17 protein-coding genes and 1 pseudogene are annotated in these 12,622 nt (G+C 53.1%); 7 read left to right on the top strand and 11 right to left on the bottom strand.

Going from position 1 to position 12,622, the window contains the following annotated elements; translation table 11 throughout:
* The first annotated feature begins 146 nt into the window (after positions 1-146).
* Positions 147-869 (top strand): monofunctional biosynthetic peptidoglycan transglycosylase, encoded by a 723-nt coding sequence (gene mtgA / locus Q3H59_RS17885; RefSeq protein ID WP_192412544.1) that lies wholly within the window; start codon positions 147-149, stop codon positions 867-869.
* A 5-nt stretch (positions 870-874) separates the two neighbouring features.
* Here the strand turns inward: mtgA and npr are convergent, their stop codons facing one another.
* The 11 genes and pseudogenes from npr to Q3H59_RS17830 all read right to left on the bottom strand — a co-directional run bounded on the left by npr (position 875) and on the right by Q3H59_RS17830 (position 8,877).
* Positions 875-1,147: a PTS phosphocarrier protein NPr gene (gene npr, locus Q3H59_RS17880; RefSeq protein WP_008104379.1), complete on the bottom strand. Its 273-nt coding sequence runs from the start codon at positions 1,145-1,147 to the stop codon at positions 875-877.
* Positions 1,144-1,998 carry an RNase adapter RapZ gene (gene rapZ / locus Q3H59_RS17875; protein ID WP_101762285.1) on the bottom strand — a complete coding sequence of 285 codons (855 nt, stop codon included), beginning with the start codon at positions 1,996-1,998 and terminating at the stop codon, positions 1,144-1,146. The genes npr and rapZ overlap by 4 nt, the downstream gene beginning before the upstream one ends.
* Before the next feature lie 52 nt (positions 1,999-2,050).
* Positions 2,051-2,533 (bottom strand): PTS IIA-like nitrogen regulatory protein PtsN, encoded by a 483-nt coding sequence (ptsN, locus tag Q3H59_RS17870; protein ID WP_176970221.1) that lies wholly within the window; start codon positions 2,531-2,533, stop codon positions 2,051-2,053.
* Positions 2,534-2,693: 160 nt separating this feature from the next.
* A complete protein-coding gene (gene hpf, locus Q3H59_RS17865; protein WP_101762283.1) occupies positions 2,694-2,981 on the bottom strand; it encodes a ribosome hibernation promoting factor in 288 nt (95 codons plus the stop codon).
* A gap of 21 nt (positions 2,982-3,002) precedes the next feature.
* Positions 3,003-4,443, bottom strand: a pseudogene (gene rpoN, locus Q3H59_RS17860) (RNA polymerase factor sigma-54).
* Between the two features lie 48 nt (positions 4,444-4,491).
* Positions 4,492-5,217: an LPS export ABC transporter ATP-binding protein gene (gene lptB, locus Q3H59_RS17855; protein WP_008104371.1), complete on the bottom strand. Its 726-nt coding sequence runs from the start codon at positions 5,215-5,217 to the stop codon at positions 4,492-4,494.
* Positions 5,218-5,222: 5 nt separating this feature from the next.
* A complete protein-coding gene (gene lptA, locus Q3H59_RS17850; protein WP_036648348.1) occupies positions 5,223-5,777 on the bottom strand; it encodes a lipopolysaccharide ABC transporter substrate-binding protein LptA in 555 nt (184 codons plus the stop codon).
* Positions 5,752-6,324, bottom strand: coding sequence for an LPS export ABC transporter periplasmic protein LptC (lptC, locus tag Q3H59_RS17845; protein WP_309836131.1), 573 nt, complete (start codon positions 6,322-6,324; stop codon positions 5,752-5,754). Before lptC ends, lptA begins: the two co-directional genes overlap by 26 nt.
* A complete protein-coding gene (kdsC, locus tag Q3H59_RS17840; RefSeq protein ID WP_101762280.1) occupies positions 6,321-6,887 on the bottom strand; it encodes a 3-deoxy-manno-octulosonate-8-phosphatase KdsC in 567 nt (188 codons plus the stop codon). Before kdsC ends, lptC begins: the two co-directional genes overlap by 4 nt.
* Before the next feature lie 12 nt (positions 6,888-6,899).
* Positions 6,900-7,880, bottom strand: coding sequence for an arabinose-5-phosphate isomerase KdsD (kdsD, locus tag Q3H59_RS17835; protein ID WP_309836129.1), 981 nt, complete (start codon positions 7,878-7,880; stop codon positions 6,900-6,902).
* A gap of 13 nt (positions 7,881-7,893) precedes the next feature.
* The gene (locus Q3H59_RS17830) at positions 7,894-8,877 is read right to left on the bottom strand and encodes a calcium/sodium antiporter (RefSeq protein WP_277974440.1); all 984 of its coding nucleotides are present in this window, start codon (positions 8,875-8,877) and stop codon (positions 7,894-7,896) included.
* Positions 8,878-9,104: 227 nt separating this feature from the next.
* On the opposite strand from Q3H59_RS17830, the gene mlaF reads away from it, so the two are divergent.
* From mlaF to ibaG, 6 genes are all read left to right on the top strand, one after another.
* On the top strand, positions 9,105-9,920 hold the full coding sequence (gene mlaF, locus Q3H59_RS17825) for a phospholipid ABC transporter ATP-binding protein MlaF (RefSeq protein ID WP_192412539.1): 816 nt from the start codon (positions 9,105-9,107) through the stop codon (positions 9,918-9,920).
* A 4-nt stretch (positions 9,921-9,924) separates the two neighbouring features.
* Positions 9,925-10,707 carry a lipid asymmetry maintenance ABC transporter permease subunit MlaE gene (gene mlaE, locus Q3H59_RS17820; protein ID WP_007886633.1) on the top strand — a complete coding sequence of 261 codons (783 nt, stop codon included), beginning with the start codon at positions 9,925-9,927 and terminating at the stop codon, positions 10,705-10,707.
* 4 nt (positions 10,708-10,711) lie between these two features.
* Positions 10,712-11,248 carry an outer membrane lipid asymmetry maintenance protein MlaD gene (gene mlaD / locus Q3H59_RS17815; protein ID WP_137385047.1) on the top strand — a complete coding sequence of 179 codons (537 nt, stop codon included), beginning with the start codon at positions 10,712-10,714 and terminating at the stop codon, positions 11,246-11,248.
* A gap of 18 nt (positions 11,249-11,266) precedes the next feature.
* Positions 11,267-11,902 (top strand): phospholipid-binding protein MlaC, encoded by a 636-nt coding sequence (gene mlaC, locus Q3H59_RS17810; RefSeq protein WP_101762276.1) that lies wholly within the window; start codon positions 11,267-11,269, stop codon positions 11,900-11,902.
* Positions 11,902-12,207 (top strand): lipid asymmetry maintenance protein MlaB, encoded by a 306-nt coding sequence (gene mlaB, locus Q3H59_RS17805; RefSeq protein WP_008104353.1) that lies wholly within the window; start codon positions 11,902-11,904, stop codon positions 12,205-12,207. Before mlaC ends, mlaB begins: the two co-directional genes overlap by 1 nt.
* A gap of 114 nt (positions 12,208-12,321) precedes the next feature.
* On the top strand, positions 12,322-12,579 hold the full coding sequence (gene ibaG / locus Q3H59_RS17800; protein WP_008104351.1) for a BolA family iron metabolism protein IbaG: 258 nt from the start codon (positions 12,322-12,324) through the stop codon (positions 12,577-12,579).
* Positions 12,580-12,622: the final 43 nt, after the last annotated feature.

The raw sequence follows: 12,622 nt of genomic DNA, 5'->3' as shown, positions 1-12,622 counted from the left end.
TCTAATAGAGGAACGTTGATTGCGCAGGCAACAATTTCACTGACGTTTTTGCCAATCAGAGGATAAAATTTAGTGGTTAATCGTTGGTGTTAGCTATTGTGACTTGGGTGATTGATTAATACAGGGAACAGGTAAGAGAAAATTGCATGAGCAAGAGTAAAGGGACGCTGGGAAAACGTATTAAAGTACTGATTGCTAAAGTGCTGCTGGCCTGGCTCGGCATCTGGTTAGCGGGCATTCTGCTGTTTGCTTTTTTACCGGTACCGTTTTCGGCGGTAATGATGGAGCGGCAAATCGGTGCCTGGTTTACAGGGCGTTTTGATTATGTGGCGCACTCGGATTGGGTCGGCATGGATGAGATCTCGCCGTGGATGGCTTTAGCGGTTATCGCTTCTGAAGATCAAAAGTTTCCCGAGCATTGGGGCTTTGATGTTGATGCCATTCAATCAGTGCTGGATAACGATGGCAATGAACGCATGCGCGGAGCTTCAACCTTGTCTCAGCAGACGGCGAAAAACCTGTTTCTATGGGATGGCCGCAGCTGGGTACGTAAAGGGCTGGAAGCGGGACTCACGGTGGGAATCGAAACCGTGTGGACCAAGCGGCGCATCCTGACGGTTTATCTCAATATTGCAGAATTTGGCGATGGCGTATTTGGCGTGGAAGAGGCCTCACAGCGCTATTTCCATAAACCCGCCAGCCGCCTGACGATGTCTGAAGCCGCGTTACTGGCGGCGGTTCTACCCAATCCGATCCGCTTCCGTGCCGATGCGCCTTCAGGCTACACGCGACAGCGCCAGCAGTGGATTATGCGGCAGATGCGCCAGTTAGGCGGCGAAGGTTTCCTGAATCGCTACAAGCTGCATTGAAAGGCTTAATCTTCGTCAAAGCCCGCTTCAAACAGTTCGATGACCGCTGCCAGCGCCTGCTCTTCCTGCGGGCCGCTGGCTTCGATTTCAATATGACCGCCTTTCGCTGAGTCGAGCATCAGCAACGCAATCACGCTGCTGGCTTCCGCTTCGGTGCCCGATTCGTTACGCAGCAACACTTCAGCATCAAAACTCTGCACCAGCTCGAACAGCTTCATCGCTGGGCGCGCGTGCATGCCCAGCTTATTACGAATTTCAACGGTTTGCTTCACGGTCATGATTTGCGTTTTTCCAGAGTGCGATGACGAGACTGCACGTTTTTACCGCGTGAACGGAAATAATCCGCCAGTTGTTCCGCGATATACACCGAACGATGCTTACCGCCGGTACAGCCAATGGCGACGGTGAGATAGCTGCGGTTATTGGTTTCCAGCATCGGCAGCCACAGTTCCAGATAGCTGCGCGTTTGATAGATAAAATTGTGCACTTCGGTGTGACGATCGAGGAAGGCGGCCACTGGACGATCCAGACCGGTCATCGGACGCAGCTTAGGATCCCAGTGCGGGTTTGGCAGGAAGCGCACATCGAAAACATAATCGGCGTCGATCGGAATGCCGTGTTTGAAGCCGAATGACTCAAACACCATGGTCAGTTCACGCTCACGCTTGCCTAACAGGCGGGTACGCAGCATCTCCGCCAGCTCATGAACCGACATCTCAGAGGTATCGATAATCAGATCGGCGCGTGAGCGCAGTGGCTCCAGCAGATCGTTCTCTTCATCGATAGCACTCTCCAGCGACAAGTTTTTGCTGGAGAGCGGATGCAGGCGACGCGTATCGCTGTAGCGGCGAATCAACGTGTTGCGATCGGTATCAAGAAACAGCAGCTGCGGCGAAAAGGCATCGGGCAGATTGTTGAGCGCCGCTTCAAAGACTTCCGGTGATTCCGGCATGTTACGCACATCAATGCTGACTGCCGCAGAGATATTGCGTTCGGTTAAGGTATTCGCCAGCTCCGGTAGCAGCACCACCGGCAAGTTGTCGACACAGTAAAAGCCCATATCTTCGAGGGCACGCAGCGCGACTGATTTTCCTGAGCCTGACCGACCGCTAACGATCATCAGCACCATCACATTTCTCCCGTTTTAAACCGGCGAAAACGCCGGTAAAAGTGTTTCTCGCTTAAGAGTGTGCTTCCTGAGCTTCTGTGATAATGGCGTAGAGCTCTTGGTCGCTCTGTGCCGCGCGCAAACGACGACAGACGGTTTTATCTGCGAGGCGTTTGGCAACCAGCGAAAGCGTGTGTAAGTGGGTTTTACACTGGTCCGCAGGTACCAGCAGGGCAAACAGCAGGTCAACCGGCTGATTATCTACCGCATCAAAAGCGATAGGCTGATCGAGGCTAATAAACACGCCGACAGCGCGTAAGGTGTCCTCTTCCAGCTTGCCATGTGGAATGGCGATGCCGTTACCAATACCGGTACTGCCCATGCGTTCGCGGGTCAGGATGGCTTCGAAAAGCGTCTGGTGCGGCAGATTGAGCTGCTTCGCTGCCAGCTCGCTGATAATCTCCAGCGCGCGTTTTTTACTCTGGCAGTGTACGCCGCTACGGGTACAGTCCAGTGAAAGGACCGAGCTCAATTCCAGTGTTAGATCGTTGTTCATCATCGTTTCACTTGCGAGTTCACATAGCCGCGAGTTTCAGGCAATTGATTTCATTACCGTTCGCCCGCTGGCGCTTGCGCAGATGACAAAACGGGGCGGTAAGTTCCGCCCCATTTATGCTCTAAGTGCCGAATCAGTCAGCACTCTGCAAGCGTGAAGGTTAGTGTTTTTTCAGTTTGTCTTTGTGCTTGGTCAGCTGACGGGAAAGCTTATCGATTAACCCGTCGATGGCCGCGTACATGTCTTCCGCTTCCGATGTGGCGTGCAGCTCTCCGCCGTTGACGTGCAGTGTTGCATCCGCAACCTGCGTCACCTTCTCTACCTTCAGAACAATATAAACCTGATTGATACGATCAAAATAGTGTTCCAGTTTGGCAAATTTGGTATTTACAAATTCACGCAGAGGTTCGGTAATTTCAACATTAAGTCCGGTAAGGTTTAGCTGCATAGGTCTTCCTTCTTCGTTCGGTCAAACCAATTGCTTGCGCTGGTTTGATGGCGGTATAGATAAAGACTCGCGATATTTAGCAACCGTACGTCGCGCAACCATGATGCCCTGTTCGGATAACATGGAGGTCAGTTTGCTGTCGCTCAAGGGTTTTGCGGGGTTTTTCCGCCGAGATTAATTTTTTCACCAATGCACGAATCGCCGTGGAAGAGGCTTCGCCGCCGCCTTCGGTGTTGACGTGACTGGAGAAAAAATATTTCAGTTCAAAGATGCCACGCGGGCTGTGTAAATACTTTTGCGTGGTCACGCGGGAAATGGTGGATTCATGCATATCAACAGCTTGGGCGATATCCGCCAACACCATTGGAAGCATGTACTCCTCACCCTGCTCAAAAAACGCCTGCTGCTGTTCAACGATACAGCGTGTCACTTTCAGCAGCGTGTCGTTGCGGCTCTCCAGGCTCTTAATCAGCCACTTGGCTTCCTGTAAGTTGCTGCGAATAAACTGGTTATCGCTTTCATTACGGCCAGCTCCGCCCATCGCAGCGTACTGCTGATTGATTTTCAGGCGCGGCATGCTGTCGGAATTGAGTTCAACCGTCCAGCGCTTACTGATTTTGCGCACCAGCACATCGGGAATGACATATTCCGGTTCGCTGGTATTGATCGACTGGCCTGGGCGCGGATCGAGTGACTGAATCAGCAGCATCGCCTCTTTCAGCACTTCTTCCTTCAGACGGGTTACGCGCATCAGGCTGCGGAAATCATGGTTGGCCAGCAGATCGAGATGTTCGCTAACAATCAGGCGCGCTTCCGCCAGCATGGGCGTGTCGGCAGCATATTGCGACAGCTGGACTAACAGGCAATCACGCAAATCCCGTGCACCGACGCCGATCGGATCGAAACGCTGCACGCGCTTGAGCACGGCTTCGACTTCTTCCAGCGCCAGCTCTTCATCACCAATACTGTCATAAATATCTTGTAAGCTGACGGTGAGATAGCCGGTGTCATCAATGGCATCAACAATTGACGTGGCAATCGCGCGATCGGTATCAGTGAACGGCGTTAACTCAACCTGCCACATCAGGTAATCCTGCAGCGATTGGGTGGTTTCGCCTTGGTAGATCGGCAGTTCGTCATCCTGGTAATCGGTGCCGGTGCCTGACGGTGTGCCTGCGGTGTAGATTTCGTCCCAGGTAGCGTCGAGCGGAAGCTCTTCAGGCATATCTTTCTGCTCAAGCGCTTCGCGCGTGTCTAACGAATCACTTTCCTGATCCTGAAATTCACGTGCGTCAACTTCTTCGTGCAGTTCGGTTTGTTCAAGCAGCGGATTGCTTTCCAGCGCCAGTTGCAGTTCTTGCTGGAGTTCAAGCGTAGAGAGTTGCAGCAAGCGAATGGCTTGCTGCAACTGTGGAGTCATCGCCAGCTGTTGGCTGAGCCTGAGTTGCAAACCTTGCTTCATAATTCGGTAAGAATTTCCTAAGCAAACGTAGGGTGTTACAACACCTTATCAGAGTCTGAACTCTTCGCCCAAATAAACACGCTTAACTTGCTCATCTACAAGAATTTCATCAGGCGTGCCATGGGCAATTAAATGTCCCTGGCTGACGATATAAGCGCGTTCACACACCGCGAGGGTTTCACGCACGTTGTGGTCGGTAATCAGCACGCCAAGGCCGCTGTCACGCAGATGCTCGATGATTTTCTTGATGTCGATAACCGAGATCGGGTCAACACCGGCAAAAGGTTCGTCCAGCAGGATGAATTTCGGATTAGCCGCCAGCGCGCGGGCAATTTCCACACGACGGCGTTCACCACCCGACAGCGCCTGGCCCATGCTGTCGCGCAGATGGCCAATATGGAACTCTTCCATCAGCTCGTTGGCCCGATCCTGACGCTGTTCTTCGGTTAAATCATCACGGATCTGCAGCACAGCCATCAGGTTGTCGTACACGCTCAGGCGACGGAAGATCGAGGCTTCCTGCGGCAGATAGCCGATGCCGCGACGGGCGCGCGCATGCAGCGGCAGAATGCTGATGTCTTCATCATCAATCACGATGCGGCCGGCATCGCGCGGCACAATACCCACCACCATGTAAAAGGTGGTGGTTTTACCGGCACCGTTTGGGCCCAGCAGGCCGACAATCTCGCCGGATTTTACCTGCAGGCTAACATCTTCCACCACGCGGCGGCCTTTGTAGGCTTTCGCCAGGTTCTCAGCGATTAGTGTAGCCATAGCAATCAGTTACTCTTTTTAGGGCTCGCGGACGAACCGTTTTTGTCCTGCAGCTGCGACGGTACCAGAACGGTAGTCACGCGCTTGCTGTCGCCCTGGCTGAATGCCTGCATTTTCTGCTCTTTCACCAGGTAAGTGATGCGGTCGCCTTTGATGTTGCTGTCCTGCTGCTGAATGAAGGCATTGCCGGTCAGCTCAACAAAATCGTTCGCCAATTCATAGTGCAGTTTACTGGCGTGGCCTTGCACCGGCTTGCCGTTATCCTGCATCTGATAGAAGGTGGCTGGCGTGCCGTAAGCATCAACAATGGTTTTTTTGCTATCGCCGCCCGGACGAGTGACCACCACTTTATCGGCGGTAATCTTGATGGAACCCTGCGTCACAATTACGTTGCCGGTAAAGGTCGCAACGTTGCCCTGCAGATCCAGCGCCTGGTTAACGGAGTCGATATTTACCGGTTTGTCTGAGTCGCCGGTTAATGCCAGCGCAGGCAGGCTCGTTGCCAGCAGCGTACTCACCAGCAATAACTTAAGGCTATTTTTGTTCATTTTGAATTTCATAGGAAGTTTTGACCTTTTCAAGCAGCTCAGCATGTTTCGTCCGTAAATTGCCGCGCATTTTCATGCCAGTGGAATTAAAACTGCGGCCAAAAAGGGTGACTTGATCGTCAGATGTCACATCCTGGGTGACCAAATTAACCTGAGCGTTATCGGTAAGGATGCGCTCAAGCTGTGAATCCTGAGTCAAAGAATTGACAACAACGTTGCCGTAAAGATAAAGCATACGATCTTTGGTCAGCTTTGCCTTATCGGCGCGCACCGACCATGTCGCCACTTTATTTACGTCATAGGTGGTCATCACCGGATTATCGAACCAACTTATCTCATCGGCAGCAAAGTAGGTCACTTTATCGGAGACCAGCTTATAGCCCAGCGCGCCTGTGGGGTTATACACCACCGTGTTCGATTTCTCGCTGGTGTAGGTTGGCGCTTGATCGTTGATTGCCACCGGCGTTCTGTCGTCATCCTGATTGGTGAGATTCCAGCCGATCAGCACTAAGGCGATCAAGGCCAGGATCAGCGTCATCCAACGCCTGCTCTTACTCATATTGATTGCCCTTTGGCATCCTCAAATTTGTTCTGCGCCATCAAAATCAGATCGCACAACTCACGTACCGCACCGCGGCCACCAGCAATGCGGGTCACATAATGCGCGCGCGGCAGTAAAATCGGGTGAGCATCAGCAACGGCAACGCTCAAACCCGCCTGCGCCATTACCGGCCAGTCGATCAGGTCATCGCCAATATAGGCGACCTGATCGGCCGTTAATGACAGTTTATCCAGGAGTTCCCGCCAGGCCAAAAGCTTATCCGATTGTCCCTGGTAAAGATGCGTAATGCCGAGCGTCTTACAGCGATCTTCCAGCAGTTTTGCTTTGCGGCCGGTAATAATAGCCACTTCGACGCCGGAGGTCAGCAGGCAACGCACGCCATAACCATCACGCACGTTAAAAGCTTTCAGCTCTTCACCGCTGTTGCCCATATAAATGACGCCATCGGACATCACGCCATCAACGTCACAAATCAGCAGGCGAATCTTCGCAGCACGCGCCATGACGTCCGCGCTTACCGGACCGTAGCAAGTCTCGACCATCGCCGTTTCAGCACTCATTATTTCTTCCTGTTAGACCACGCCAGCGCGCAGCATGTCATGCATATGTACCACACCGAGCAGGCGATCGTCATCGGCCACCAGCAGGGCGGTGATGTTTTTGTTTTGCATCAAATTAAGGGCGTCAACAGCCAGCATATTGGGGCGCACGCGAATGCCGCCGCTGGTCATCACTTCCTGAATGGTGGCTTTCTGGAAATCGATGCCCATATCGAACACGCGACGCAAGTCACCATCGGTAAAGATGCCTTCGATTTTCATTAGGTCATCGACGATCACCGTCAAACCGAGATTCTTACGGGTAATTTCCAGCAGCGCATCACGCATCGACGCATCACGGCTTACGTGCGGGATCTCATCGCCGCTGTGCATGATATCGCTAACGTGTAGCAGCAGTTTGCGGCCCAGCGCACCGCCGGGATGCGACAGCGCAAAATCTTCCTGGGTAAATCCGCGCGCTTCCAGCAACGCCACGGCCAGCGCATCGCCCATCACTAAAGTCGCGGTGGTGCTGGTGGTCGGTGCCAGGCCGAGCGGACAAGCCTCCTGCGGCACTTTCACGCACAGATGCACATCTGCAGCGCGGCCCATCGCGCTCTCAGAACGGCCGGTGATACAAATCAGCTGCACTTTCTGACGCTTTAACACCGGCACCAACGCAAGAATTTCTCCGGATTCACCGCTGTTAGAAATCGCGATCACCACATCATTGGTGCTGACCATGCCGAGATCGCCGTGGCTGGCTTCGCCGGGATGCACAAAGAACGAAGGTGTACCGGTGCTGGCAAAAGTCGCGGCCATTTTTTTACCGATATGCCCGGATTTGCCCATGCCCATCACTACCACTTTGCCGCGGCAGGCAAAGATCATCGCGCAGGCGCGATCGAAATCATCATTGATATATTGATCAAGCTGCTCCAGCCCTTCGCGTTCGATGCGCAGCACCGCTTTGCCTGCTTGTTGAAAATCGAAATCCGGTTGCTGATGTGACATGGTCAGTCCGTCCTTAATAGCTTGTGATAAGCATGGGGCTCAGCCATAACCACAGCACCCACGCGATAAAACCACCTAATAATAGTGTGCCTGCGATACGACCAATACGGCGTTTGCGCAGCAGGCAGAGCAGGGCGAACAGTACGCTCACTGCCAGCATCACCCAGTAATCACGTGCGAAGGCATGCGCATCAACGCTGCCGGGATGAATCAGCGCCGGCAGGCCGAGAACAATCGCCAGATTGAAAATATTGGCGCCGATCAGGTTACCAATCGCGATATCGTCCTCACCTTTCAGCGCGCCAGCCACCACGGTGGCCAGTTCGGGCAAGCTGGTGCCGACGGCGATCAGCGTCAGGCCCATCACCAGTTCGCTCACACCAAAGTAGTCGGCAAAGACGGTGGCGTTGTCGATCACCATACGCGTCGACATCGGCAAAATAATCAGTGCAACCGCCAGCCACAGAAAGGCCACGGTGTTACCGGCCTCATCGCGCGGCAGCTCCGCCAGCTGTTCGCGGGTTAGCGTGTCGTTATTATCGCGTTCAGCACGGCGAGCAATGCGAATCACCACCAGCAGATAACTCAATGCAATCAGCAGTAACGCGATGCCGTCGAGTCGACTTAAATAGTTATCAAACAGCATGATGCCGCAGAGCAGTGAGACTAGCAGCATTAATGGCAATTCGCGCCGAATCAGATTGGAGTGTACTGTCAATGGGTGGAGCAACGCCGCGCCGCCCAGAATTAATAGAATATTGGTGATGTTCGAGCCCAGCGCGGTGCCAACCGCTAAATCCATCTGTCCATGCTGTGCGGCCGAAAACGAGACGATCAATTCCGGTAATGATGTGCCAATGCTCACCACCGTCATACCAATGATCAGCGGTGGGATGCCAAAGGATCGACAGAGGATCGCGGCGCTAAATACCAAACGGTCGGCACCGTAAACCAGTAAAATCAATCCGATAAACAGCAAGGCAGAGGCTACGAACATTAAAAATCCTTGATGGATGGAGGTGTCGGCGAACCTTGTCCGACGGGTAAAAACATTCTGCACGCACTAACAGGCGCTGATTTTGACTGTCTGAGAGGCAAAAGTAAATTTTAAGGCCGTTTTCGCCACACTAAGTGGGTAAGTTTCTGTAAAACTATCGTGCATTCGAGGCTACCAGGCTACCATCCACAGCTTTGATAGCGCCCGATCCGCATAAAGAGGTAAAGATGATCCAGCAGCAAACGAATCTGGTTGAGGTTCGTGGCGTCAGTTTCACGCGCGGAGATCGTACTATCTTCGACGACATCTCGTTAACGGTTCCTGCCGGTAAAGTTACCGCGATTATGGGCCCGTCCGGAATTGGCAAAACCACATTATTGCGTCTGATCGGTGGGCAATTACAGCCCGATAAAGGCGAGATTTGGTTCCGCGATCAAAATATCCCGACGCTTTCCCGCACCAAATTGTACGAAGCGCGTAAAAAAATGAGCATGCTGTTTCAGTCCGGCGCGCTGTTTACCGATCTCAACGTGTATGAAAACGTTGCCTGGCCGTTGCGTGAACATACGCAGCTGCCGCCAGAACTGTTGCACAGCACCGTATTGATGAAGCTGGAAGCGGTGGGTTTGCGCGGAGCCGCTAAACTAATGCCTGCCGAACTCTCTGGCGGTATGGCCCGCCGTGCGGCGCTGGCGCGTGCTATCGCGCTGGAACCCGAATTGATCATGCTCGATGAGCCTTTTGTCGGCCAGGATCCAATTACCATGGGCGTGCTGGTGAAGTTAATTGACGAACTGAATCATGCCCTGGGCCTGACCTGCATCGTGGTTTCACACGATGTGCCTGAGGTCTTGAGCATTGCCGATCATGCCTATATTGTTGCCGGACAAAAAATCATTGCTCAGGGTAGCGCGCCGGAACTGCGAGAAAATCCCGATCCGCGTGTGCGCCAGTTTATCGAGGGTCATGCGGATGGTCCGGTGCCTTTCCGCTTTGCCGCTGGCGATTATCTCAGCGACTTGACCCGCTCAGGGAGAACGTAAACTGATGTTGTTACAGGCGCTAGCGTCATTTGGACGTCAGGGAATCAATACCTGTGCCGCTTTTGGCCGCGCAGGCCTCATGTTATTTCATGCGTTAGTCGGTAAGCCGGCGTTTCGTCGCCATGCGCCGCTGCTGGTAAAACAGTTGTATAGCGTGGGCGTGTTATCGTTACTGATCATCGTGGTATCTGGCTTGTTTATTGGCATGGTGCTGGGTCTGCAAGGCTATCTGGTGCTCACCACTTACAATGCGGAAACCAGCCTTGGCATGCTGGTGGCGCTCTCGCTGCTGCGTGAGCTCGGTCCGGTCGTCACGGCGTTGCTGTTTGCAGGCCGTGCGGGTTCAGCGTTAACCGCTGAAATCGGGCTGATGAAAGCCACCGAACAGCTCTCCAGCATGGAGATGATGGCCGTCGATCCGCTACGACGCGTGGTCTCACCGCGCTTCTGGGCAGGATTTATCAGCATGCCGTTGCTGGCGTTGATCTTTACCGCCGTTGGTATTGCCGGTGGCGCGCTGGTTGGCGTGAGCTGGAAAGGGATCGATCCCGGTTTCTTCTGGTCGGCGATGCAGAACGCGGTAGATTTCCGCACTGATGTCGTTAACTGCATGATCAAAAGCGCAGTCTTTGCCGTCACGGTAACCTGGATTGCGCTCTTTAATGGCTATGATGCCATCCCGACCTCGGAAGGGATCAGTCGTGCGACAACGCGTACCGTGGTGCATGCTTCACTGGCGGTACTCGGTTTGGATTTTGTGCTGACAGCACTGATGTTTGGGAATTGATGCAATGCAAAGCAAGAAAAACGAAATCTGGGTTGGCGTCTTCATGCTGGCTGCGCTGCTGGCGCTGTTATTCCTCGGCCTGCGCGTTGCCGATCTCAAAACTATCGGCACCGAACCAACGTGGAAGATGTATGCCACCTTCGATAATATCGGCGGACTGAAAGTCAGTTCTCCGGTGAAAATTGGCGGCGTGTTAATTGGCCGGGTGTCAGATATTGCGCTGGATGAGAAAACCCTCTCACCGCGTGTGACCATGGATATTAGCGATAAATACGCTGATAAGATTCCCGACACCAGCTCATTAGCCATCCGTACTCAAGGCCTGCTCGGTGAACAGTTCCTGGCGCTGAATTTAGGTTTTGACGATCCCGAGCTTGGTTCTTCTATGCTGAAAGATGGCGGCACGCTGCGTGACACCAAGTCGGCGCTGGTGCTGGAAGACCTGATCGGTCAATTCCTCTATAAAAGCGGCGATAATAAATCTGACGATAAATCACAGGGTGCGCAGAGTGCACCGGCAGCACCTGCAACAACGGAATAACCTACGAGGTAAAACATGATGTTTAAACGTTTACTGATGATTGCCCTGTTGGCAATCGCACCGCTGGCAGCCAACGCCGCAGCGGATCAAACTAATCCTTACAAGCTGATGAACGAAGCGGCGGAAAAGACCTTCACCCGCCTGAAAAACGAACAGCCGAAGATTAAGCAGGATCCGAACTATCTGCGCGAAGTGGTACGTCAGGAACTGATGCCGTACGTACAGATAAAATATGCCGGTGCGTTGGTTCTTGGTCGCTATTATCGCGATGCGACACCAGCGCAACGTGATGCCTACTTTGCCGCGTTCGGTGATTATCTGGCACAGGCTTACGGCCAGGCGCTGGCGCTGTACAACGGTCAAACCTACCAGATTCAGCCGGAGCAGCCGATTGGCGATGCCAATATCGTGGCGATTCGCGTCACCATCATCGATCCTAATGGGCGTCCGCCTGTGCGTCTCGATTTCCAGTGGCGTAAGAACAGCCAAACCGGCAACTGGCAGGCGTATGATATGGTGGCCGAAGGCATCAGCATGATCACCACGAAACAGAATGAGTGGGGCGATCTGCTGCGTACCAAAGGCATTGATGGCTTGACGGCTCAGCTGAAAACCTATGCCGCACAGCCGATCACCCTGGATAAAAAGCAATAATGAGTGAACCGTTACGCTGGCAGCGCACTGCCAGCACGCTGGCCTTAAGCGGCAAATTAGATCGTGATACTTTGCTGACCTTGTGGCAGGAACGTGACACTGCGGTGGCGGATATCACCACCATTGATGTCGCCGGGCTGGAAAGGGTGGATTCAGCGGGTTTAGCGCTATTGGTGCATCTGCGTGAAATTGCGCGTGCTCAAGGCAGCGCACCACTTTTCTCTGGGATCTCCGATAAACTCCAGTCACTGATCACGCTGTATAACCTGCAGCAGATTATTGTTTCTGCGGAAAAAATCGCCTGATCGAATGATGTCGATGCTAAGCCCCTGATTTTTTCAGGGGCTTTTGCGTATTTAAGAGTCAGGCGCTTTCCTCTAAGATGTCTGCCTTATTATTATTAAGCGAAGTAACGAGCGATGGAAAATAGTGAAGTTCAGGCCGTGCTGATGCAGGCGCTGGCATTAGAAGAAGTACACGTACTTAGCAACGATGGCAGCCATTTTCAGGTCATCGCGGTGGGCGAAATGTTCGGCGAACTGAGCCGCGTGAAGAAGCAGCAGGCTGTGTACGCGCCGCTGATGGAATATATTGCGGATAACCGTATTCATGCGGTTTCCATCAAAACTTATACCCCAGCCGAGTGGGCGCGCGACCGTAAACTCAACGGTTTCTAAGTGCCTCACCGGTTGTTTTATTGATAGATAATTGAGAGCGGTG

Origin of the sequence: Pantoea sp. SORGH_AS_0659 (assembly GCF_031453915.1) — a bacterium.
GTDB lineage: Bacteria > Pseudomonadota > Gammaproteobacteria > Enterobacterales > Enterobacteriaceae > Pantoea > Pantoea leporis.
Note: the sequence above shows the minus strand (reverse complement) of the source record. Positions and strands in the feature narration are given on the sequence as shown.

What these genes read in the sequence shown, in the direction of transcription:
- mtgA (WP_192412544.1), top strand. Translation starts at nt 147, where the DNA reads ATGAGCAAGAGTAAAGGGACGCTGGGAAAACGTATTAAAGTACTGATT.
- npr (WP_008104379.1), bottom strand. Translation starts at nt 1,147, where the DNA reads ATGACCGTGAAGCAAACCGTTGAAATTCGTAATAAGCTGGGCATGCAC.
- rapZ (WP_101762285.1), bottom strand. Translation starts at nt 1,998, where the DNA reads ATGGTGCTGATGATCGTTAGCGGTCGGTCAGGCTCAGGAAAATCAGTC.
- ptsN (WP_176970221.1), bottom strand. Translation starts at nt 2,533, where the DNA reads ATGAACAACGATCTAACACTGGAATTGAGCTCGGTCCTTTCACTGGAC.
- hpf (WP_101762283.1), bottom strand. Translation starts at nt 2,981, where the DNA reads ATGCAGCTAAACCTTACCGGACTTAATGTTGAAATTACCGAACCTCTG.
- lptB (WP_008104371.1), bottom strand. Translation starts at nt 5,217, where the DNA reads ATGGCTACACTAATCGCTGAGAACCTGGCGAAAGCCTACAAAGGCCGC.
- lptA (WP_036648348.1), bottom strand. Translation starts at nt 5,777, where the DNA reads ATGAAATTCAAAATGAACAAAAATAGCCTTAAGTTATTGCTGGTGAGT.
- lptC (WP_309836131.1), bottom strand. Translation starts at nt 6,324, where the DNA reads ATGAGTAAGAGCAGGCGTTGGATGACGCTGATCCTGGCCTTGATCGCC.
- kdsC (WP_101762280.1), bottom strand. Translation starts at nt 6,887, where the DNA reads ATGAGTGCTGAAACGGCGATGGTCGAGACTTGCTACGGTCCGGTAAGC.
- kdsD (WP_309836129.1), bottom strand. Translation starts at nt 7,880, where the DNA reads ATGTCACATCAGCAACCGGATTTCGATTTTCAACAAGCAGGCAAAGCG.
- Q3H59_RS17830 (WP_277974440.1), bottom strand. Translation starts at nt 8,877, where the DNA reads ATGTTCGTAGCCTCTGCCTTGCTGTTTATCGGATTGATTTTACTGGTT.
- mlaF (WP_192412539.1), top strand. Translation starts at nt 9,105, where the DNA reads ATGATCCAGCAGCAAACGAATCTGGTTGAGGTTCGTGGCGTCAGTTTC.
- mlaE (WP_007886633.1), top strand. Translation starts at nt 9,925, where the DNA reads ATGTTGTTACAGGCGCTAGCGTCATTTGGACGTCAGGGAATCAATACC.
- mlaD (WP_137385047.1), top strand. Translation starts at nt 10,712, where the DNA reads ATGCAAAGCAAGAAAAACGAAATCTGGGTTGGCGTCTTCATGCTGGCT.
- mlaC (WP_101762276.1), top strand. Translation starts at nt 11,267, where the DNA reads ATGTTTAAACGTTTACTGATGATTGCCCTGTTGGCAATCGCACCGCTG.
- mlaB (WP_008104353.1), top strand. Translation starts at nt 11,902, where the DNA reads ATGAGTGAACCGTTACGCTGGCAGCGCACTGCCAGCACGCTGGCCTTA.
- ibaG (WP_008104351.1), top strand. Translation starts at nt 12,322, where the DNA reads ATGGAAAATAGTGAAGTTCAGGCCGTGCTGATGCAGGCGCTGGCATTA.